This window comes from Serratia sp. 22264 (assembly GCF_052045345.1).
GTDB classification, from domain to species: domain Bacteria; phylum Pseudomonadota; class Gammaproteobacteria; order Enterobacterales; family Enterobacteriaceae; genus Serratia; species Serratia plymuthica.
This window is the reverse complement of record NZ_JBQEOY010000001.1, coordinates 1,099,490-1,120,709: the sequence shown is the minus strand read 5'-3', so window position 1 is coordinate 1,120,709 and position 21,220 is coordinate 1,099,490. Positions and strand designations below refer to the sequence as shown.

The 21,220-nt window shown below is 60.5% G+C and carries 16 protein-coding genes; 6 read left to right on the top strand and 10 right to left on the bottom strand.

Features of this window, described 5'->3' with window-relative positions; all coding sequences use genetic code 11:
* Positions 1–183 precede the first annotated feature (183 nt).
* The 3 genes from ACTJJ1_RS05445 to ACTJJ1_RS05435 are packed head-to-tail and all read right to left on the bottom strand — an operon-like array spanning position 184 to position 4,180.
* Entirely contained in the window at positions 184–1,488 is a 1,305-nt protein-coding gene (locus ACTJJ1_RS05445) for a c-type cytochrome (RefSeq protein WP_004944131.1), read from the bottom strand.
* An 11-nt stretch (positions 1,489–1,499) separates the two neighbouring features.
* Positions 1,500–1,958 carry a (2Fe-2S)-binding protein gene (locus ACTJJ1_RS05440; RefSeq protein ID WP_004944127.1) on the bottom strand — a complete coding sequence of 153 codons (459 nt, stop codon included), beginning with the start codon at positions 1,956–1,958 and terminating at the stop codon, positions 1,500–1,502.
* A gap of 14 nt (positions 1,959–1,972) precedes the next feature.
* On the bottom strand, positions 1,973–4,180 hold the full coding sequence (locus ACTJJ1_RS05435) for a xanthine dehydrogenase family protein molybdopterin-binding subunit (protein ID WP_004944122.1): 2,208 nt from the start codon (positions 4,178–4,180) through the stop codon (positions 1,973–1,975).
* 261 nt (positions 4,181–4,441) lie between these two features.
* Between ACTJJ1_RS05435 and hpxO the strand changes: the two genes are divergently transcribed.
* Positions 4,442–5,599, top strand: coding sequence for an FAD-dependent urate hydroxylase HpxO (hpxO, locus tag ACTJJ1_RS05430; RefSeq protein ID WP_122288655.1), 1,158 nt, complete (start codon positions 4,442–4,444; stop codon positions 5,597–5,599).
* 38 nt (positions 5,600–5,637) lie between these two features.
* On the opposite strand, the gene ACTJJ1_RS05425 is transcribed toward hpxO, so the two are convergent.
* The 7 genes from ACTJJ1_RS05425 to ACTJJ1_RS05395 form a co-directional block, all read right to left on the bottom strand.
* Positions 5,638–7,773, bottom strand: a complete 2,136-nt coding sequence (locus tag ACTJJ1_RS05425) for a peptidase domain-containing ABC transporter (protein WP_440832666.1) — start codon at positions 7,771–7,773, stop codon at positions 5,638–5,640.
* A gap of 2 nt (positions 7,774–7,775) precedes the next feature.
* The gene (locus ACTJJ1_RS05420; RefSeq protein WP_440832664.1) at positions 7,776–9,044 is read right to left on the bottom strand and encodes an HlyD family secretion protein; all 1,269 of its coding nucleotides are present in this window, start codon (positions 9,042–9,044) and stop codon (positions 7,776–7,778) included.
* Positions 9,045–9,081: 37 nt separating this feature from the next.
* Positions 9,082–9,327, bottom strand: coding sequence for a hypothetical protein (locus ACTJJ1_RS05415; protein WP_440832663.1), 246 nt, complete (start codon positions 9,325–9,327; stop codon positions 9,082–9,084).
* An 863-nt stretch (positions 9,328–10,190) separates the two neighbouring features.
* Positions 10,191–13,766 (bottom strand): molybdopterin cofactor-binding domain-containing protein, encoded by a 3,576-nt coding sequence (locus tag ACTJJ1_RS05410; RefSeq protein ID WP_440832661.1) that lies wholly within the window; start codon positions 13,764–13,766, stop codon positions 10,191–10,193.
* Positions 13,759–14,298, bottom strand: a complete 540-nt coding sequence (locus tag ACTJJ1_RS05405) for a (2Fe-2S)-binding protein (protein ID WP_020438980.1) — start codon at positions 14,296–14,298, stop codon at positions 13,759–13,761. Before ACTJJ1_RS05405 ends, ACTJJ1_RS05410 begins: the two co-directional genes overlap by 8 nt.
* A 152-nt stretch (positions 14,299–14,450) precedes the next feature.
* Entirely contained in the window at positions 14,451–14,924 is a 474-nt protein-coding gene (locus ACTJJ1_RS05400; protein ID WP_020438979.1) for a MarR family winged helix-turn-helix transcriptional regulator, read from the bottom strand.
* A gap of 67 nt (positions 14,925–14,991) precedes the next feature.
* A complete protein-coding gene (locus ACTJJ1_RS05395; RefSeq protein WP_202290850.1) occupies positions 14,992–16,050 on the bottom strand; it encodes a 2,5-dihydroxypyridine 5,6-dioxygenase in 1,059 nt (352 codons plus the stop codon).
* 330 nt (positions 16,051–16,380) lie between these two features.
* On the opposite strand from ACTJJ1_RS05395, the gene ACTJJ1_RS05390 reads away from it, so the two are divergent.
* The 5 genes from ACTJJ1_RS05390 to ACTJJ1_RS05370 all read left to right on the top strand — a co-directional run bounded on the left by ACTJJ1_RS05390 (position 16,381) and on the right by ACTJJ1_RS05370 (position 21,176).
* Complete coding sequence (locus ACTJJ1_RS05390; protein ID WP_004944098.1) at positions 16,381–17,532, top strand: FAD-dependent monooxygenase; 1,152 nt, start codon at positions 16,381–16,383, stop codon at positions 17,530–17,532.
* The gene (locus tag ACTJJ1_RS05385; RefSeq protein WP_440832658.1) at positions 17,529–18,323 is read left to right on the top strand and encodes an alpha/beta hydrolase; all 795 of its coding nucleotides are present in this window, start codon (positions 17,529–17,531) and stop codon (positions 18,321–18,323) included. Before ACTJJ1_RS05390 ends, ACTJJ1_RS05385 begins: the two co-directional genes overlap by 4 nt.
* 16 nt (positions 18,324–18,339) lie before the next feature.
* Positions 18,340–19,092: a maleate cis-trans isomerase family protein gene (locus ACTJJ1_RS05380; RefSeq protein ID WP_440832656.1), complete on the top strand. Its 753-nt coding sequence runs from the start codon at positions 18,340–18,342 to the stop codon at positions 19,090–19,092.
* Positions 19,093–19,101: 9 nt separating this feature from the next.
* Positions 19,102–19,743: an N-carbamoylsarcosine amidohydrolase gene (locus ACTJJ1_RS05375; RefSeq protein ID WP_063198486.1), complete on the top strand. Its 642-nt coding sequence runs from the start codon at positions 19,102–19,104 to the stop codon at positions 19,741–19,743.
* 125 nt (positions 19,744–19,868) lie between these two features.
* The gene (locus tag ACTJJ1_RS05370; RefSeq protein WP_440832654.1) at positions 19,869–21,176 is read left to right on the top strand and encodes an MFS transporter; all 1,308 of its coding nucleotides are present in this window, start codon (positions 19,869–19,871) and stop codon (positions 21,174–21,176) included.
* The last annotated feature ends 44 nt before the right edge of the window (positions 21,177–21,220 follow it).

The following is a 21,220-nucleotide window of genomic DNA, read 5'->3' as shown; positions in this document are numbered from 1 at the left end:
TCGCGACGGAAGTATCGCCATAGTTGCGATTTTTCGGCAACTGCCTTCGTCAAACTTTGCGAGCGACATCACTCTTCGCCGAAAATGCACTGCAATGTCGCCCGTTGCCCCCTGCCACGCTCTTTTTTGGCGCAGGCCGTCACGGATGAACGGCGAAGGGGAGAAACTCCCCTTCGCCGTTCGTTACTGTTTGCGTTGTTCCGCGACCTGTTTCGCCGTGACCTTCCCTTGCTTCTCGCCAAACTGGCCGACCACATAGTTGGCCACCGCCGCCACTTCTTCGTCCGAATATTGGGCGCCGAAGTCCGGCATCACCTCATGCTGTTCCCCGATGCTGATGCGGGTGCCTTTGAGGATCGCCTGCACCACGCTGCGGCCTTGCGGATCGTTCACCGCCGTGCTGCCGACCAACGAAGCGTATTTACTCTGGCGGCCCACGCCGTTCCACTGGTGACAACCGCTGCAATCACCGGCAAACAGCCTGCGGCCCAACGAATCCTCTTGCCCGCCCGGCAGCACCGCGCTGGAGGACAACGCGCCCTTCGGCTGCAGGTTCACCGCAGCGGCACTGTCGCCGGCGATAGGTTCTATGTTGCGCAGGTATTTCACCAACGCCTGATTATCCTCCGGCGTCAGATACTGCAGGCTGTTTTCCACCGCCTCCGCCATCGGGCCGGCGGCACTGCTGCGTCCCTCCGCGTGGCCGGTCGCCAGATATTGCGACAGTTGCTGCTCGCTCCAACCGCCGATGCCGGTCTGCGCATCCGGGGTGATGTTGGCGGCAAACCAGCCCTGGACCACCTCTCCGCTGAGGTTCTTGCTCTGATTAATGCCAAAGGCCAGATTGCGCGGCGTGTGGCATTCGCTGCAGTGCCCCAGCGCGGTCGCCAGGTAGGCACCGCGGTTCCACTGTTCATCCTGGTTGAGATTCGGTTCGAAGCGTTTTTCATGGAAGAACGCCAGATTCCAGAACTTCATGCCCCAGCGCTGGTTGAACGGGAATGGCAGATCGTTTTGCGGGTTGGCCTGTTTTACCGGCGGCAGGCTGAACAGATAAGCCTTGATCGCCAGCACGTCGTCACGGCTCAACGCGGTGTAAGAGGTGTAAGGCATCGCCGGATACAGGTTACCCTCCGGACCGACGCCCTCACGCACCGCACGCACAAACTGGTCGTCGCTCCAGTCGCCGATACCGGTTTCTTTATCCGCGGTAATATTGGTGCCGTAAATCGTGCCGAACGGCAGTTTAAACGCGAAACCACCGGCGAAAGGTTTGCCACCCGGCGCGGTGTGGCAAGCCACGCAGTCGGCGGCGCGCGCCAGATATTCACCGCGCGCCAGTTTGTCGGTAATGCCGGCCGGCGCACCGGCGATAGGCGCGGCAGGCTCCGGCCCAACCGGCCGCAGCAGGGTATACAGCGCATAGCCGCCGACTATCACCACTACCGCGACAATCAGCCATAACAGCCATCTCAGGGCGTTGCTCATGAGTTTCTCCCTTAATCCAGCGCCTTGGCGGCCTGGTGGATGGCGGCGCGAATGCGCACGTAAGTAGCGCAGCGGCAAACGTTGCCGCCCATCGCCGCGTCAATATCCGCATCGCTCGGGTTTTTGCTCTGGGCCAGCAGCGCGCTGGCACTCATGATCTGGCCGGACTGGCAGTAGCCGCACTGCACCACGTCCAGATTGACCCAAGCTTCCTGCACCGCTTTCCCGGCCGGCGTTTCGCCGATGGCCTCGATGGTGGTGATTTTCTTGCCCACCGCCGCCGAAACCGGCGTCATGCAGGAGCGTACCGGCACGCCGTCCAGATGAACGGTACAGGCGCCGCACATGGCGATGCCGCAGCCAAACTTGGTGCCGGTCAGCCCAGCTTCATCGCGCAGAAACCACAGCAGCGGCATATGGGTATCGCCCTCAAACGTCAGCGGTTGGTCGTTAACGGTTAAAGTAATCATGATGTTCTCCTTGATTAGACGCTGGCGTCGCTGTTGGGACGGTGTAAGGGCAGGCTAAGCGAGGTGCGGGGCCGCCCGAGCAGCGCCAACGCATTGCCGACCGCCGGGCCGATGGTCGGCACGCCCAGTTCGCCCACGCCGGTAGGCTTCTCGGTTGAAGGCACGATAATCACCTCAATTTCCGGCATTTCGTCAATGCGCAACGGGCGGAAATTGTTGAAGTTGGATTGTTCGACCAGGCCGTCTTTTAAAGTGATGTTGCCGTACAGCGCGATGCTCAGGCCGTAACCGATACCGCCCTCAATCTGCGCGCGGATCACGTCAGGATTCACCGCCACGCCGCAATCCACCGCGCACCACACCTTGTGCACGCGCGGAATGCCGCCTTCGCCGATAGACACCTCGGCAATCTGCGCCACCCGGGTGTCAAACGCCTTGGCGACACCGACGCCGCGCGCCCGGCCATCCACCACCTTCGCGCCCTGCCAGTTGGCGGCTTTCGCCACCGCTCGCAACACCCCGGCTTCGCGCGGTGCGTCTCCCATCAGCGCCAGCCGCCCTTCCACCGGATCCTGCCCGGTTTCCTGCAGCAACTGATCGATAAAGCTTTCCACCGCATGGCCGGTATGGGTGCTGGCGACCGATCTCAGCGAGGAAGTCGGCACCTTGCCCGGCACGATATGGGCATCGCAACGGAAACTTTCGAAGGTATAAGGCAGCTCGCTGGCACCCTCGATCATCATCTGATCGACGCCGTTGACCACCAGCGCCGTCATGGCGCTGTTGAGCGTCCAGGAGTGGCCGACGACGGTGTCGGTCCAGCCCACCACCTTGCCGCCCCGGATCGCCCCGCGCAGCCGATGCAAGATCATTGGACGATACCAACCGTTGCGGATGTCGTCTTCGCGCGTCCACACCACCTTCACCCCGTGGCCTGGCCCGATAGCCTTGGCGGCCGCGGCCATATCCGCCGCCAGATCCGGCCCCAGCGTCGGGTTGCCCAGATCGATGCGTCGGCCGAAACTGCCCCCCGCCAGAATGGTTTCGATTTGCACTTTTTCCGGCGGCAGCTGGAACAGATCGCACAGTTGCTTATGGTCGAGAGTTTGGATCTGACAGCCGTAACGCGCCTTGACGCTTTCGCCGTCCCAGAACAGATAGCCGTCGAGCGGCTCCATCGGCGCATGGGCCACATAGGGGAAGGTATATTCCGCTTCGATCACCTTGTCGGCCTTGTCGAAAACCTCGTCCGACTTGCCGCGGCTGGTCGCTACCACGCCGGTTTTTTGCGCCACCTGGCGGAATTCGGCAAAAATTTGCTCGGTATTGCGCCTTTCGGCCTGGGAATCGTCCCACTCTACCTGCAATTTTTCGCGGCCCTGGATTGCCGCCCAGGTATTTTTGGCGTAGACCGCTACGCCGGTGTCGGTTTGCTTCACATCCACCACCCCGGGCACCTGCAGCGCCCGGCTGGCGTCAAACGACGCCACTTTGCCGCCAAAGCGCGGCGATTTTTTCACGGTGACGGTCAACATGTCCGGCTCATGAATGTCCTGCGTGAACTGCGCGCTGCCGTTGGTCTTCGCCAGCGAATCCACGCGGTGCAGGCCGCTCACTTTGCCGATCAAGGTAAAATTGGCCGGGTCCTTCAGCGTCAACCCTGCGGGATCCGGCGGCGGCAGTTTAGCGGCCAATGCGGCGAACTCGCCGAAGCCCGCTTCGCGGCCGCTGGCGGCGTGACTGATTTTGCCTGCCTGTACGGTGATCTCCTGCGCTGAGGTTTTCCAGCTCTGAGCGGCGGCCTGAACCAGCAGCGCCCGCGCCATGGCGCCCATGCGCCGCATTTGGTCATAGGCGTTGGCCACCGAACTGGAACCGCCGGTGCCCTGGAAACCGAATGACAGGTTTTTGTAGACGCTGGTGTCCACCGGGGCGGCGACTACGCGCACCTGCGCCCAGTCTGCGTCCAGTTCCTCTGCGACCAGCGTCGCCATGCCGGTATAGACGCCCTGGCCCACTTCGGTGTGTTTGCTGATGACGGTGACGATGCCGTCTTCGCCGATCTGTACGAAGGCGTTGGCTTCAAAAGCGTTGCTTTCTGGTGCCGCGGCGGGGGTGGTGCGTGCCAGTGCGCCGGTAGAAGGTAGATAGGCGCCAATCACCAGCGCGCCGGCGCCGACGATAAACCGCCGCCGCGTAAGCGGGACTTCGGGTATTTTCATTGATCATCGCTCCAAAATGCCGCATGACATCACCATCGCGGCGCTTTCATATTGTTATCACGGCCTCTTTTTTAACCTGGGCGCAACAAACTTATACTAGTCGAATTATTTTGCTGTTGTGCAACTGAGCACATTTTGCCCCACCCCGGCTCAGGTTTTGCACCAAATCGCGCCAATGTTCCCCCTCAATGCCGCTCTCGGACGCTCGCAGGCTGGTACGGAAATTGCTTCTCCTTTGTTATGGCGACAAAGGAGAAGAACATGAAAGCAATTATCATAGGCGGCGGTATCGGTGGGCTGTGCGCCGCCATCGCATTGAAGCGCTGCGGGATCGAGGCCGAGGTTTTTGAAGCGGTTAAAGAGATCAAACCGGTTGGCGCGGCGATTTCCATCTGGCCGAACGGCGTTAAGTGTCTCAACTATTTGGGGATGAAAGAACCCCTGCGCCGGCTCGGCGGCCCGATGCACTACATGGCCTATCAGGAATATCTGCACGGCCAGACCCTGACGCGCTTCAGCCTGGATCCGTTGATCGCCAGCGTCGGCGAACGCCCTTATCCGGTGGCCCGCGCCGAACTTCAGGCCATGCTGCTGGAGACCTACGGCCGTGACAATGTTAACTTTGGCAAGCGCGTCAACGGCCTTGAAGAGACCCAAGACGGCGTCACCGCCTGGTTCGAGGACGGCAGCCAGGCCAGCGGCGATTTCCTGATCGCCGCCGACGGTACCCATTCGGCTATCCGCCCTTACGTGCTCGGGCATGGGGTGGATCGCCGCTATGCCGGTTACGTCAACTGGAACGGGCTGGTGGCGATCGATGAATCCATCGCGCCGGCCAATCAGTGGACCACCTTCGTCGGCGAAGGCAAGCGGGTGTCACTGATGCCGGTTTCCGGCAACCGTTTCTACTTTTTCTTCGACGTTCCGCTGCCGACCGGGCTGGCGGAAGACCGCAGCACGGCGCGCGCCGATCTGCAGCGCTACTTCGCAGGCTGGGCCGAGCCGGTGCAGAAATTGATCGCCGCGCTCGATCCTGACACCGTCAACCGCATTGAAATTCACGATATCGAACCTTTCGAGCAGTTGGTGCGCGGCCGCGTAGCCTTGCTGGGCGACGCCGGTCACAGCACCACGCCGGATATCGGCCAGGGCGGTTGCGCGGCGATGGAAGACGCGGTGGTGCTGGCGATTGCGCTGCAAACCAACTCGCTGGGGATTGAAGACGCGCTGCTGCGCTATCAGGAAAAGCGCAGCTACCGGGTGAAGGATTTGGTGCTGAAGGCGCGCAAGCGTTGTGACGTGACGCACGGCAAAGAGATGGAGATCACCCGCAGCTGGTACGAAGAGCTGAAAACCGAAACCGGCGAGCGCATTCTCTCCGGCATGAAGGAAACCATCCTGGGCGGGCCGCTGGCCTGATCCGCACCCCCTTCTCCGGCCAGGAGAAGGGGCTATCCTCAAAGCCCCAGCGCACGGAGGCGCCCCGCCGTCAGTTCTATGACCCTGTCCGCCGAGGCGATAGTTTCCGGCCGATGCGCGATCAGTAAAATCGGCAGACCCAGTTGGCGCAAGGTGCGGCTGACCAACATTTCGTTGGCGACGTCCAAATGGCTGGTCGCCTCATCCAGGATCAGCAGCTTCGGCTCTTTATACAGCGCCCGCGCCAGCAGCAATCGCTGTTTCTGCCCGGAAGACAAGGTCCCGCCCATTTCACTGATTAACGTCTGGTAGCCCATCGGCAGTTGTTCAATGTCCCTATCCAACTGCGCCAGCCTGGCGCACTCGCCAAGCTTTTCGCTGTCCATTTTCGGCGAGAAAAACGTGATGTTGTCGGCAATGGAACCGCGAAACAGCTGGTCCTCCTGCAGCACCGCACCGATATGCTGACGAATCTGTTGATAATCGGTACGCCGGTGTTCAAGCCCCAACGTGCGTATCACCCCGCCAGACAGCGGATATAATCCCAGCACCAGCTTGGCCAAAGTGGTTTTGCCGCTGCCGGACGCCCCCACCAACGCCACTACCTCGCCGGGCATAATATCCAGCGAGACTTGCGACAGGATCTCCCGTTCGGTCCCGGCGTATTTAAAGCTGACCTGCTCCAGGCTCAGAACCGGCAAATCGGGAGGCCAATCGCCTGCCGGGTACGCCGGGCCCTTGTTGCCGGCCTGTAACGCCGTCGCGCCTTCACGCGGGGTCAGCACGATATCGGCCAGCCGTTCGTTGTAAACGTCCAGCATTCGGTAGGCGACCGCTTTGTCTATCAACCCGTTAATGCTGGCCGAAAACCGCCCCTGAAAAGACATATAGGCCACCAGCATGCCCACCGAGAACTCGCCGGCCAGCACCGAACCGGCGCCCAGCCACAGTACCGCCGCAGCTACCAGGCTGCCGATCACGGTCTGCATGATGCCGTAAACCATCATCAGTTTGCTTTCGCGCAGTTGGGCATTGCGCCGGGCGACGTTCAGGTTGCGCCAGGCAGATTCTCGCGGCATCAACGCGCCGTTCACCCGCAGGCTCAACACGCCGCGCAGGCTTTCCAGAAAATGGCTGGACTCCTCGGTGCCGGCATTCCAACTGTCCTGCGCCGCTTTCCGCAGCGTGCTGAACCAACACAGGCGCAACAGGCCGTAAACGGCGGCGGCGGCCAAGGCCACCAGGGTTAACTTTGCGCTGTAGAAAAACATCATGCTCAACGTACCCACCACCAACAGCACATCCAAAAAGGCTTCGAGCAGCGTAGTGGTCAGGGTGTCCTGTATGGTGTCGACGGCATCGAACTTGGCGCTGATATCCCCCATGTTGCGTGCCTCGAACCAGCCTATCGGCAGGCGCAGCAGATGGTGAAACACGTTGGCCGTCCACTGCATGTTGAAGTTGACCGCCATGGTCAGCGTCGCCCATTGCCGCGCCAGCTCCAGCAGCATCTGGGTGCCGGTCATCAGCAGCATGGCGATGACGATCAGCGTCAGCAGGCTGGCGTCCAGCGCCACCAGCACCTCATCAATCACCAGTTGGTTTATCAGCGGGCCGAGCAGCGCCAACACCTCCAGCGCCACGGCGAAGCAAAAGATCCTGGCCAGCGCGGGCTTCAGGCCGTGCGTTTTGCCAATCAACGTCGTGAGACGGATCTTTTCCCGGCGATCCCGGGTTTCAAACCTGTGTGTGGGCGTCAGCTCCATCGCGATGCCGGTAAAATGGCGGTTCGCCTCTTGCAGCGTCATTTTCAGCAGGCCGCGCGCCGGATCGTGCAGTTCCAGCGTTTTCCCCCGCACCCGCCGCAGAACGGTAAAATGGTTCATGTCCCAATACAAAATGCAGGGCACGGCCAACAGGTGCAGTTCATCCAGCTCCAGCCGAATGACGCGGCCGCTTAAATTCAAGCCTTCGGCGCACGCCATCAACTGCGAAAACGTCATGCCAAGCTGCGAGACATGACATTCCGCGCGCAGCGTTCGCATATCGACCCGGTGCCCATGCCAACCGGCGATCATCGCCAGACAGGCCACCCCGCACTCCGCCGATTCGGTTTGGCGGATCAGCGGCAGGCGCTTTCGCCACCCCCAGTTAATCATCTCTGTCACGTCCATGCTTACATCCTCCCTTGCAGGCTCCATAACGGCTCCAGCAGCCATTCGTACAGGCGGCGGCTGTCCAGCTCAATGTCCGCGGACACCGCCATGCCGACGCGCAGCGGTTCCTGCCGGCCATAAGCCGTAATGGTGGTTTTATCCAGCGCCACGACCACACGGTAATGCCCTTCGTTTTCCTTCCAGACCAGCGGATTTTGCAACATCGCGTCGCCGGCGCTGAGGCTGGCATGCGTGATGGCGCGGGTAGAACCGTATTGCACGCCAAACTTTTCATAGGGGAACGAGGCAAAACGCAGGCCGACGCGTTGGCTGGGTTTGATAAAGCCCACCGCCTTGCTCGGGGCAAAAAGCTCTACCTGCAACTGCGCCCCGTCCGCCACCATCATCAACAAAGGATCGTTGGGTTTCACCGTCTGCCCGGCACGCGCCAGCACCACGGCGATGTGGCCATCGACCGGTGCCGTCAGCGTGGTCTCGCGCTGGGCGTTGAGCTCTATTTTTTGCTGTTCGATGCTCTGCAACTGGCGTTCAAGCTCGGCATCCCGCCCTTGCTGCTGTTGCTGCAAGGTTTGCAGCTCCGAGCCCGCAGCCGCCCATTCACGCTTTAACCTCAACTGCGCCTGCCGTTGGCTTTCGACCTTTTCCCGCGCCGTCGACAGTTCCATTTGCTTTTGCTGGAATTCGATTTCGGACACATAGCCTTTGGCTATCAGCTTGCGGTAACGCGCCATCACCGAATGTGACAACGTTTCCTGCTGTTGAGCCAGCACCAAGGCGGAGCCTGCACTGGTCAGTTCGTCATCCAACTGCGCGATGCGTTGCCGCACGCCGGTTTGCCGCAGGGCGCTGGTCACCTGTTCTTGTTCGCGCTGGTGCTCCAGCATGCGGTATTGCTGATCCAGTGACGCGGCCACCGACGCCAGCGCGCCAACGCCCTTTCCGTTGAAATGCTCGCCGCTGAGCCGATAAAGCGGTTGGCCGGCTTTAACCGCCGCCCCTTCGGCCACCAGTCGTTCAGTGACCTGCCCGGCGTTGCGGGCGACCACTTTGATCAGCCCGCTGGAGGGCATTACCACGCCTTCCAGCCGCGCTTTGCGGGTATATTCGCCCAGCATCAGAAATAGCAGGATAGCCAGCACCAGCGCCCCGCTGGCCCAGGCATAGGCGGTTAAACTGAGGCTGGGCGGAATAATGACCTCGCCCTCGGCCTTTGTCGCCTGCGCGGCGAAATAGCCCTCTCGATACAGCTGGGGCGGACGTCCTGTCATGGGGATTGCACCTTAAGGCCCGTTTATAAACCGGTGGTTATTTTCCTTTCCCCGCACTTTTCCTCATGCGGATACACCAATGTAGCGCAATATAAAGGCATTTTATTGTAACAATCATGCCCACCGGCACGCAGAAAATAATAATATACTTCGCCAACCCATCAGGGATATCGATATTAAACCAGCCGCCAGACTGGCTCAGCCCCACGACCCTGAATAAATCATGAGACAATGAAAAGACGAGAAATATGCCAACAAAAATCACCACGCCTCTGCTTTTCAACGATTAACCCCACCAAAAAAAATATAACTCAACCACGCAGACTATATTGCATTAAAATTACCGGTTAGGATAAAGTCACCAACGACAGGTTCCACCATTATAACTATCAGACCTTTTTTCCGATGCGTTCTGCGTCCCTTTTCCGCCGCCATTGCCGATACAGGAAGACAAGCCGCCGATTGAGCCTGAGACTAGCCCGCCCGCAATCGCACGGGCACTGCCGGCAATAGCCCCGCCAACACCGCCGCCAAATGCAGCAAGGCCTAGAGCCATGCGCATTCAGAGCTTATTCCGGGGGATGAATTGGGCACGAAACCGTTAGCCTGTCCACCATAGTTAGTCGATGTTCCGTTGCCGTAGCAGCCCTTTTTACTGCGGGTATCCACGCTGCTTTCGCTACCGCCGCCAATCATATCTATTTCTGATTTTGTTAATATTCCCATAACGCCCTCCAACGCCATTTATGATATTTTTTACAAGCCACATATCTAATCCGCCTGCTAATTATATAAACACAAAAAACAACCAAGTCAACAATAAACAAAGGCATAGATAAAATAACGCCACATCAATCAAAGGTGTAACTTAATTAAATCATCAAAATATTATTTATACTTTCACTTAACATCAACAACTAAAAAAACCACCCCAATTAATTAAATGAACAACCAAGATAAAAACTGAAGTCATCACGGAAAGCGATTCGACTTATGTAACTGAACGCCAAACAATCTCAATATTCAGGATTAATAGCCCGATAAAGAAAAGACGGCGAAACAGCGGCGGGCGGCAATAGCGGCGCGCAAGCTGGCGCCGTTGCCGTTGCAACGGCGGATGGCGTTCCTGCAGCGGCCATAACGCCGCTAATGGCTGCCCGGATTGGCGCGCAGCCTGGCTACCTGAGCTTCCACTTCTCGCCATGCCGGTTTTTGGCCGGCATAGCGTTGGCGCAGGTAATTGACCAGATCCGCTACCTGCCGATCGGAGAAGCTGTCCTTGAAGCCCGGCATAAAGCCCAGATCGGCGGTGGCCGGTTTGGCAATGCCTTGCAGGATCACTTTGATCAGGTTGTCCGGCCGATCGCTGAAAATATTGGTGTTATTGGCCAGATCCGGGCTGACGCCAAACAGCTGCGGCCCACCGCTGGCTGCGCTGTGGCAGGCCTGGCAAGCGCCCTGGAACAGACGCTCGCCGGCCTGTTGCGCCTGCGCGGATTGCAGACTTCCGGCTAGCTGTACCTGCGGCTCCAGGTTTAACGTTGTCGGGGTGCTCAGGGAAATCAGATAGCCGGCCATCGCCCGCACGTCCGATTCCGGCAACGTAGCCAGTTCGCTGACCACCGGCCCCATCGGCCCGGCCGCCACGCCGTGTTCGGCGGAATGACCGCTGCGCAAATACTGGAACAGCTGTTCTTCGCTCCAGGGTTTGTCCGCGTTGGCCAGTTGGTTCAACGCCGGCGCTTCCCAGCCGTCCACCATCGCCCCTGCCAGGAAACCGGCGCCGCCCTTTTCCGCCCCCATCAGGTTACGCGGCGAATGGCAGGCGGCGCAGTGGCCCAACCCGTTGACCAGATAAGATCCGCGATTCCACTGCGCAGTTTGCGTGGGGTCTGGCTGGTACTCGCCCTGGCGCAGAAACAGCGCATTCCAGCCGGCCATCAGCGGGCGCAGATTAAACGGGAAACGCATCTGGTTAGCCGGGTTGCTTTGCGCAACCGCCGGTTGCGACATCATGTAGGCGTACAGCGCTTGCATGTCGCCGTCGGTCATTTTGCTGAACGACGTATAAGGAAACGCCGGATACAGATGGCGGCCATCGCGGCTGATGCCCTGACGCATCGCACGATCGAATGCGGTAAACGACCAGTTGCCGATGCCGGTTGCCACGTCCGGGGTGATATTGGTGCTGTACAGGGTGCCGAACGGGGTTTCCATCGCCAGGCCACCGGCGTTGGTCGCTCCTTCAGAGGCGGTATGACAGACCGCGCAATCCCCGACGGCGGCCAACTGACGTCCACGTTCCAGGGTCGCGGCCGACCAGGTGCCTGCGCCCGGCGTGGCGACCGGTGCAATCGCCGTACGCCACGGCAGTGCCGTAGCCGCGACGCCCAACAGGGCGCCGACAATACCGGCCGCGCCGCCGAACCACCATTTGCTGCGCCGGGGTTTGGTCGCCGGCGCAGGTTCCTGCCGGGCAGTGTCCGGGCCGTTCAACGCCTCGCGCAGCCGATCGGAGGTGATCGGCAATTCGCGAAAGCGAATGCCGGTGGCGTCGAACACCGCATTGGCGATAGCCGCCGCGCTGGGCACCGAAGCGGACTCACCGGCGCCCAGCGGCGGATCGTACGGCCTCGGCATCATCACCACGTCGACCTCCGGCACCTCCGGGAAGGTCAATATCGGGTAAGCGCCCCATTCCTTGCTGGAAATCGTCGATTCTTCGAAGGTGACGCGCTCTTTCAATACCCGGCTGGTCGACTGGATGACGTTGCCGTGGATTTGGTGACGCACCCCGTCCGGATTGACCATCATGCCGGCGTCGTGCCCCACCACAATGCGCGTGACCGCCACTTCGCCGCTGGCCTTGTCGATCGCCACGTCGGCGACCCAGGCCGCCCAGGCGGCGCCAAAACCGGGAAACTTGCTGTGTATATAGCGCGCATAAGCGAAACCGCGCCCGCGCAGCACGCCGTCTTCCGCCGGTGTCTGCATCGGTTCGGTATGCGGCGTCCAGCCGGCGCGTTCGGCGGTGCTGCGCATCAGTTCGGTGGCACGCTCATCGTTGATGTAACGCAGCCGGTACTCCAGCGGATCGACGCCGGCGGCGTTAGCCAGCTCGTCGATATAAGACTCGTGCGCGAAGGTATTCGGCAACGCCGACACGCCGCGCATCCAGGAGGCGCGCACGATTGGCGCCATATCCTCAATGCTGACGCGCAGCGCCGGGTAGTCATAAGGCGGCACCGAGGTGCGGTCGCCCATTTCATAAGCCACAGGCACGGGTTCAACCCTGCCGGTCAGCAGCAGCGCCAGCGTCGGCGCGCCATTTGAGGGGTAATAGGTGCGAAAATCGTAGGCGACGGGATGGCCTTCGGCGTCCAGCCCGCCATCGACCTCCATCAGCTGTGCGGTGCCCTTCGGTTCCCACAGGTGTTCCTGCTCGCGCGTCAGTTGTACCCGCACCGGGCGGCCCACCGCCCGCGACAGCAACGCCGCATCGGCGCACACGTCGTCGGCGCAGTTGCGGCCATAGCAACCGGCGGCCTCCATGCGGATAATGTCAATCTGCGCTTCCGGGTATTCCAGCAGCCAGGCGAGGTCGGCGCGCAGCAGGTGCGGGTTTTGAGTGCCGGACCAGACCCGCAGTTGCTGCGGCTGGTAGTCCGCCAGTGCGCAAGAGGGGCCGATAGAAGCATGCAGTTGGTAAGGCCACAGGTAGCTGCGGGTGAAACGCCGATCGGCGGACGCCAGCGCCGCATCGACGTCGCCGGTGTCATGCACCACCCGCGTCGAATGCGGATTGTCGCGCAACGCCTGCGCCACGTCGGTCATCTGCGGCAGGTTGCGTCGCCAATCCTTCCAGCTTACCTGCAGCGTCTGCGCCGCCTTGATCGCCTGCTCCTCGCGCTCGGCGACGATGCCGATAAAGTCCCCGATCACCACCAGTTTGACGATACCGGGAATAGCGGCGATCGACCGCTCATCCACCGCCAGCAGGCTGGTGCCGACGAACTCACCGCTGTCATAGCCGGCGTACGGCGGTCGGACCACCCGACCATGCAGCATGTTCGGCAAGCGCATGTCGTGCACATAGGTGGTTTCGCCGGTCGCCTTGGCCGGAATATCGACCCGCGCAGTGCTGGTACCCACCAGCCGGTATTCGGCCTGCGGTTTGAGCGGCGCGTCGCCGGAAATCGCTAACTCGACATGCACGCCCGCCACCAGCTCGCCGTAGGTCAGCGTCTGCCCTTGCGGATCGACAATAGCGCCGTCGCGCAACGTCAGTTGATCTACCGCACAGTTAAAACGCTGCGCCGCCTGTTGCAGCAGCCAGTGCCGTGCCTCGGCGGCGGCATTGCGCAGCGGCACGGCGGAAATTTGCAGCGTGGCGCTGGCGATGGTCGCCCCCTGGTTTGGCGTACTTTCGGTATCGCCCAGCACCATGCAGACCTGTTCCATCCGAAGATACAGTTCTTCGGCGACGATCTGCCCCAGCGCGGTGCGCACACCGGTGCCGAGATCGACATGGCCGTTAAAGGCGTAGACCTCGCCGCTGTCGCAAATGGCGATAAACAGCCCCTGCTCCTTGGGTTTCAGGGTAGGCGTTTGGCCTTTCGGCACCAGGCCCGGCGGCGGCTGGATCTGATCGATAACCAGTAGCGTGCCGTGACGTTGCAGTAATTCGGCTTGGCTCGGCAATGAGAAACGGGCGTCAGTCATGCGGGGTTTCCTCATTGCGGCAGAGAATAATGGCGCGCTGAACCGCACGCAGGATTTCGATGTGGGTGCCGCAACGGCACAGATTACCGGACAGCGCCTGGCGGATTTCGCCGTCGCTCGGCGAAGGGTTTCGATCCAGCAGGGCTTTGGTGGTCATGATCATGCCGTTGAGGCAATAACCGCACTGCGCGGCCTGCTCTTCAATAAAGGCGCGCTGCACCGGGTGCAGGTGATCGCGCGCCCCCAGCCCTTCCAGCGTGGTGATCGCCCTATCGGCCACACCCAGCGCCGGGATCACGCAGGAGCGGGCGGCAATGCCGTCAATCAGCACGGTGCAAGCGCCGCATTCGCCGAGGCCGCAGCCGTACTTCGGGCCGTTTAGCGCCAGATCGTTACGCAGCACCAACAGCAGCGGCGTATCCGTCATAACCTGGGTGTGAATACTTTTTCCGTTCACCGACAGCAGCAGCGGGTGCTCCATCAGCTTCTTTACCGCCCCCTCCCTGGACGTCGGCACTTCAGATATCGCCATTCTCGCGTCTCCGCCTGCGTTCCGGTTATACCCGTCATCTTTCAAGCCGCAGCTGGGTGCCCAACGGCAACTTGAAAGCTATAGGGTATGTATTGTGGGCCGTGACCTCGCCGCAGGCCACTCACCGGACAACCGCAGTTACGGGGAGCGAATTAGCCTGGCGGCTGGTCTTCCAGCATTTTATTGAGCAGGAACATCAAGGCTACACGTTCGGCCGGATTGAGCGTGCCGAAGGTTAATTCCGTGATCTTCGCCGCATGCGGCACCGTTGCCGCCAACAGCGCAGCGCCGGTGTCGGTCAACCCGACCACCACTTTGCGTCTGTCTATCGGATCCGGCATGACGGTGATCAACTCACGCGCCTTGAGGCGCTCGACGATGCCGCGAATGGTGGCCTGATCGACCGCCGTCACCTGCACCAGCTCGGTCAATGAGCTAGGCCCCATATCGCGCACCGCGCACAGGGTAATAAACTGCACGGCGGTCAGTTGCGAATCGCCGACGTTCTGCTGGAATATCGCCACGTGACGTTGATAAACCTTGCGCAGCAGGTGCCCGACTTGTTCGGTAAAATGATAGTTTTCGGCTTTGCCGTCATCGGCGGTCAAGTCTTCGGGGGGCGTCATTGCGTTACTCTCACCATCTATGGAAACTACCGAGAATAGTACAAACCCCCGCGGTTAACAGCAACGGTTAACCCTGGCGCACCCGCGATGCCTCGGGCGCTACCACTTCCCCTTCAGCCACCACCGTCTGGCCATCCAGGCTGATGTCGCAGCGACGCAGCGCAATATCCATGTGGCACGGCGTTTTTCGCGTGCCGCCGACTTCGGTATTCGGGCCGGTGGAGAACAGGAAGTTGCCGTAAAATGCGCGTGCATCCATACACATGCCGTCGTTTTTATCGTGCAGGCCCATTGCCGTCCACTGGGCGCGCGGTTGCAGGCCCCAACCGATATGCGAGATACCGTACACTTCCGGATCCTTGAAATACTTCATGTATTCGCGCAGGTATTCCGCCTCGAAACCGCCGTGAATGCGCGTCACGAAGCCTTTTTCAATCTCCAGCGTAATGCGTTCACGGGCATAGCTTTTAAACGGCAGCAGGATGTCGCCGACGTCCAGCACCAACACCCCTTCAGCCTGCTCTTCATTCGGCCAGGTAAACAGGAAACCGCTCGGCCAGTGATCCCAACGCCCCGGCTCGTCGGCATAACCGTATTCGGTCACCGTCGGGTATTGCCCCAAGGGGGCGCGAAAATCGCTGCCGGCGGCGGATGTCACCCGCATCAGCTTCGCCTGCTCCAACACCGCCGCCGCCGCCAACACCCGCGTCTTGTCTTCTGGATTAGGCAACATTCGTGCCAACACCTCCGGCGGCTCGACCGCCAAAAGTATGCGCGTGCCGGTTTTCAATATTTGCTCCTGCTCCGGCGAATGCAGCAGCATCATGGTATCGACGATCAAATCGGCGGCTTCCAGCGCACGCTGCGCGGCAGGATTGCCGGTCAGCGCCGTGTCGCCGCAGTAAGCGGTCATGTCATTGCCCATCGCCCGCGGATGGTTGAACGAGGGGAGCTCCACCGCATACACCTTGGCCCCCAACCGCAGCGCGGCATCGGTCGCGGCGCGCACCGTACGCGCATCGGAATAGTGGCTTTTCAGGATGGCTACGCTCTGCGAAGCATCCACCTTCGACAACCTAAGCACCTGCTCGAACAGTTGAACCAGCTGACTCTCATTGACCGCCATGGCGTATCTCCTGTTTCGCTAATGAATGACCGATGCACTCGGCGCCGGTGAGGTTATTTTGTACAAATTAAAGTGAACACACTCTTTTAATCATCTAAGCCGAAAATTCAATGGGAAGCAAGTCGCTAACGTCATCCATAAGTAAATCCTATTTTATGCCCGTAACAGGCTGTGATTAACATGAGTTTACCAGCAAGTTGCGGCCCATTAGCGTGAGCGAGATCTAAATTAACACTTATGCAACCTTGCTATATTTAGCGTATACACTATAAATCAATCGTCCGGCATTGCTGCGGACAACGCCTAAAAAGACCAACAGTCAGGGGAAAAATGATGAGCAAACAACAACGCATTGCCGTGGTCGGCGCAGGCCTGGGTGGCGCCGCCGCCGCCGGTCTGCTGCAAAAAGCCGGCTTTACCGTCGATTTGTATGAGCAAAGCCCGGTGTTTTCACGCCTCGGTGCCGGTATCCATATGGGACCGAACGTACTGAAGATTTTCCGTCGCCTCGGCATCGAACAGCCGCTGGAGCAAATGGCTTCGCACCCGGATTTCTGGTTCAGCCGCGATGCCGAAAGCGGCGATTATCTGTCGCGCATTGAATTGGGGGCATTTGCCCGCAAAGAGTACGGCGCGGCATACGTTACCGTGCATCGTGGCGATTTACAGGCATTGCAGATGGCCGCTCTGCAACCGGGCAGCGTGCACTTTGGCAAATGCCTGAGCAAGATTGAAGATCGCGGCGACGAAGTGGTGTTGAATTTCGCCGACGGCACCAGCGCCACCGCCGATATCGTGATTGGCGCCGACGGCATCAATTCACGCATTCGCGAACACCTGTTGGGCGTCGAAGCGCCAACTTACAGCGGCTGGGTGGCCCACCGCGCACTGATCCGCGGCGAGAAACTGGCCAAATACAATTTGAGCTTCGAAGACTGCGTGAAGTGGTGGTCGGCGGATCGCCACCTGATGGTCTATTACACCACCCAAAAACGCGACGAATACTATTACGTCAGCGGCGTGCCCCACCCGGCGTGGGATTTCCAGGGCAGCTTCATCGACAGCAGCCGCGAAGAAATGTACGAAACCTTCGCCGGTTATCACCCGATCGTGCAAGCGCTGATCGAGTCCAGCGAGCAGGTCACCAAATGGCCACTGCTGAACCGCAAACCGCTGCCGCTGTGGAGCGAAGGCCGCATGGTGTTGCTCGGCGACGCCTGCCACCCCATGAAACCGCATATGGCGCAGGGTGCGGCGATGGCGATCGAAGATGCCGCCATGCTGGCGCGCTGCCTGCAGGAAACCGGCCTGACCGACTACCGCACCGCCTTCCAGCTGTATGAAGCCAACCGCAAAGAGCGCGCCTCCCGCGTGCAGGCGGTGTCCAACGCCAATACTTTCCTGCGCACTCAGGAAGATCCGGCCTGGGTGTACGGCTATGACCTGTACGCGCAGGCGCTGAAATCGGAGAACGCCGCATGAGCCGCTTCCTGTATGGCGCCAACGTGCAGGCCAACGGCATTCGCCAGCACTACCTGCGCTACGGCGGCCAGGGCCCTGCGCTGATCCTGATCCCCGGCATCACCAGCCCGGCGATCACCTGGGGGTTCGTAGCCGAACGGCTGGGAGAAAGATACGACACCTACGTGCTGGACGTGCGCGGGCGCGGCCTGTCTTCCAGCGGCCCGGATTTGGCCTATGACGCCGAAACCTGCGCACAGGACGTCAACGCTTTCGCCGCCGCACTGAAGCTGGACAGCTATTCGCTGCTCGGCCACTCCATGGGCGCGCGTTTTGCCCTGCGCGCTGCGGTGCTGCAACCTGCCGGCGTGCGCCGGTTAGTGCTGGTCGATCCGCCGGTTTCCGGCCCCGGCCGCCGTGACTATCCCGGTAAATGGCCTTGGTACGTCGATTCCATCCGCCAGGCGCTATCGGGGATGGATGCCGAGCAGATGCGCGCCTACTGCCCGACCTGGAGCGAGGAGCAGCGACAGTTGCGCGCCGAATGGCTGCACACCTGCTATGAACCGGCCATTCAACGTGCCTATGAAGATTTCCATCAGGTAGACAGCCACCGCGACTATCCCGACCTGAGCATGCCGACGCTGTTGATGGTCGCGGGCCTGGGCGGCGTGATATTGCCGGAAGACGAGGCGGAGATCCGCGAGTTACAACCGGAAATCACCCTCGCGCACGTAGCAAACGCCGGGCATATGATCCCGTGGGACGACTTTGACGGTTTCTTCCGCGCCCTGGGCGATTTTCTGGATTAACTGAGGAGCATTTTCCATGACCAAAAATTACCGTATCGGCCAGATCGTACCCAGTTCCAACACCACGATGGAAACCGAAATTCCGGCGATGTTGACCGCGCGCCAGTTGATCCGCCCGGAGCGTTTTACCTTTCACTCCAGCCGCATGCGCATGAAGCATGTGAGCAAAGCGGAACTGGCGGCGATGGACGCCGAGTCAGACCGCTGCGCGCTCGAGCTTTCCGACGCGCAGGTCGACGTGCTCGGCTATGCCTGCCTGGTGGCGATCATGTCGATGGGGCTGGGCTATCATCGCGAGTCCCAGGCCCGGCTGGCAAAGGTTACGCAGGACAACAACGCCGCCGCACCGGTGATCAGCAGCGCCGGCGCGCTGGTCAGTGGCCTGAAAATGCTCGGCGCCAAACGCATCGCGCTGGTGGCGCCTTACATGAAACCCCTGACTCAAATGGTGGTGGATTACATCGAACACGAGGGCATTGAGGTCAAGGTGTGGCGCGCGCTGGAGATCCCGGACAACCTGGCGGTGGGCCGCCACGATCCGGCCAAACTGCCGGGAATTGTCGCCGAGATGGACCTGAGCGGCGTGGATGCCATAGTGCTGTCCGCCTGCGTGCAAATGCCGTCTTTACCTGCGGTATCCACCGTTGAAGCGCAAACCGGCAAGCCGGTGCTGACCGCCGCTATCGCCACCACCTACGCCATGCTGACCGCGCTGGAGCTGGAGCCGATCGTGCCCGGCGCCGGCGCCCTGCTGTCCGGCGCCTATTAAGGAGGAAAAATGGCATCCGCAGCCGATAACTCTCTCATCGATAACTACAGCGGCGTCTGGGGCAACCGTATCGGCTTCGGCCAGCGCCCAGCGCTGCTGGTGATCGACTTTATGCAGGCTTATACCACCGAGGGCGCACCGCTGTTCGCCCCCGGCGTGGTCAGCGCAGTCGACTCAAGTGTGGCGCTGCTGGCAACGGCGCGACAGGTAGGAATACCGGTGATCCACACCAATATCCGCTATCATGCGGGGCATTTCGCCGATGGCGGCATCTGGGTGAAAAAAGCGCCGGTGATGAAAGACATGGTCGAGGGCAATCCGCTGGCGGCGTTCTGCCCCCAGGTTGCGCCGCTAGCGACCGAGGTGGTGTTGACCAAACAATACGCCAGCGCCTTTTTCGGCACTTCGCTTGCACCTATGTTGGTGGCGCTCGGTATCGATACCCTGCTGCTGGCCGGTTGTTCCACCAGCGGCTGTATCCGCGCCAGCGCGGTGGACGCCGTGCAACACGGATTTCGCACTATCGTGGTGCGTGAATGCGTGGGAGACCGTCACGCCGGCCCGCACGAAGCCAACCTGTTCGACATCGACAGCAAATATGGCGACGTAGTGAGCAAACAGGAGGCGATCGGCTATTTAACCCTGTTGTAGACCCAAAAGGCTTCACCTGCACGGAGAGCAGAACAATCAATAAAGAAGGCGCGGAAAGCGCCTCAAAAGCAAGCACACAACACACCTCCTCCGGAGGCCACCATGCACCACCTGGAGACATCATCATGGCCATTGTTGAAACCCCGTTAACGGGGAAAGCGGGAACAGAATCGCTGCTGTACCGCAAAATCACCTGGAAGCTGATCCCGTTTCTCTGCCTGTGTTATCTGGCCGCTTACCTTGACCGCATCAACGTCGGGCTGGCCAAGCTGCAGATGGCCGATCAACTGCAACTGAGCGAAGCCGCCTTTGGGCTGGGCGCAGGGCTGTTTTTTGTCGGTTATATTCTGTTTGAGGTGCCGAGCAACCTGATCCTGCAGCGCGTCGGCGCCAAGGTGTGGATTGCCCGCATCATGATCACCTGGGGCCTGCTTTCCGCCGGCACCCTGTTCGTCACCACCCCGAATCAGTTTTACGCCATCCGTTTTTTGCTGGGCGTGGCGGAAGCCGGCTTCCTGCCCGGCGTGCTCTATTACCTGACGTTATGGTTCCCCACCTATCGTCGCGGCCGCATCATTGCGCTGTTCATGATCGGCCTGCCGCTGTCGAGCGTGGTCGGCGGCCCGCTCTCCGGCTGGATCATGGGGCATTTCGATATGCGCCACGGGCTGCATGGCTGGCAATGGCTGTTCCTGCTGGAGGGCATTCCCAGTGTGTTGCTGGGCGTGCTCACCTTCTGGGTGCTGCCCAATAATTATCGCCAGGCAAAATGGTTAACCGAGGACGAGAAAAAACGCATTGAGCAGGATCTGGCGCATGACGAAGCCGAAGCCGGCCACAGCAAGCACAGTTTCCGCGACGGTTTCTTTAACCTCAAGGTGTGGATGTTGGGCGGCATCGATTTCTCGATCCTGCTCAGCGCCTATGCGATGGGGTTCTGGATGCCGACCTTTATCAAAACTGCCGGGGTCACCGACATCACCACCATCGGCCTGTTGACCGCGCTGCCGAGCATCGCCGCCCTGCTGGGCATGCTGCTGATTGGCACCAGTTCCGACCGCATGCGCGAGCGGCGCTGGCACATCATAGTGCCGTTTATCGTCGGCGCGATGGCGATGGCCGGCAGCACCTTCTTCACCCATAACGTGATCGCCACGGTGCTGTTGTTCTCCATCGCCCAGGCGGCGATCATCGGCGCGGTGCCGGTGTTCTTCAGCCTGCCGGCCACTTTTTTGCGCGGCACGGCAGCGGCAACCGGCTTTGCGCTGGCCTGTTCGCTGGCGAATATCGCCGGGCTGGTGAGTAACTCGCTGATGGGGTTGGCGTTGGATCTGACCGGCAAAAGCGGCGGCGCGCTGTGGGCCTTCGCCGGTTGTCTGCTGCTCAGTTCGCTGCTGGTGATCGCGCTGCCGGCCAAGGTGGTTAACCGCTGAAGAGGTTGGGCGCGGGTTTTTCCGCGCCCTCTGTTCTCCGTACA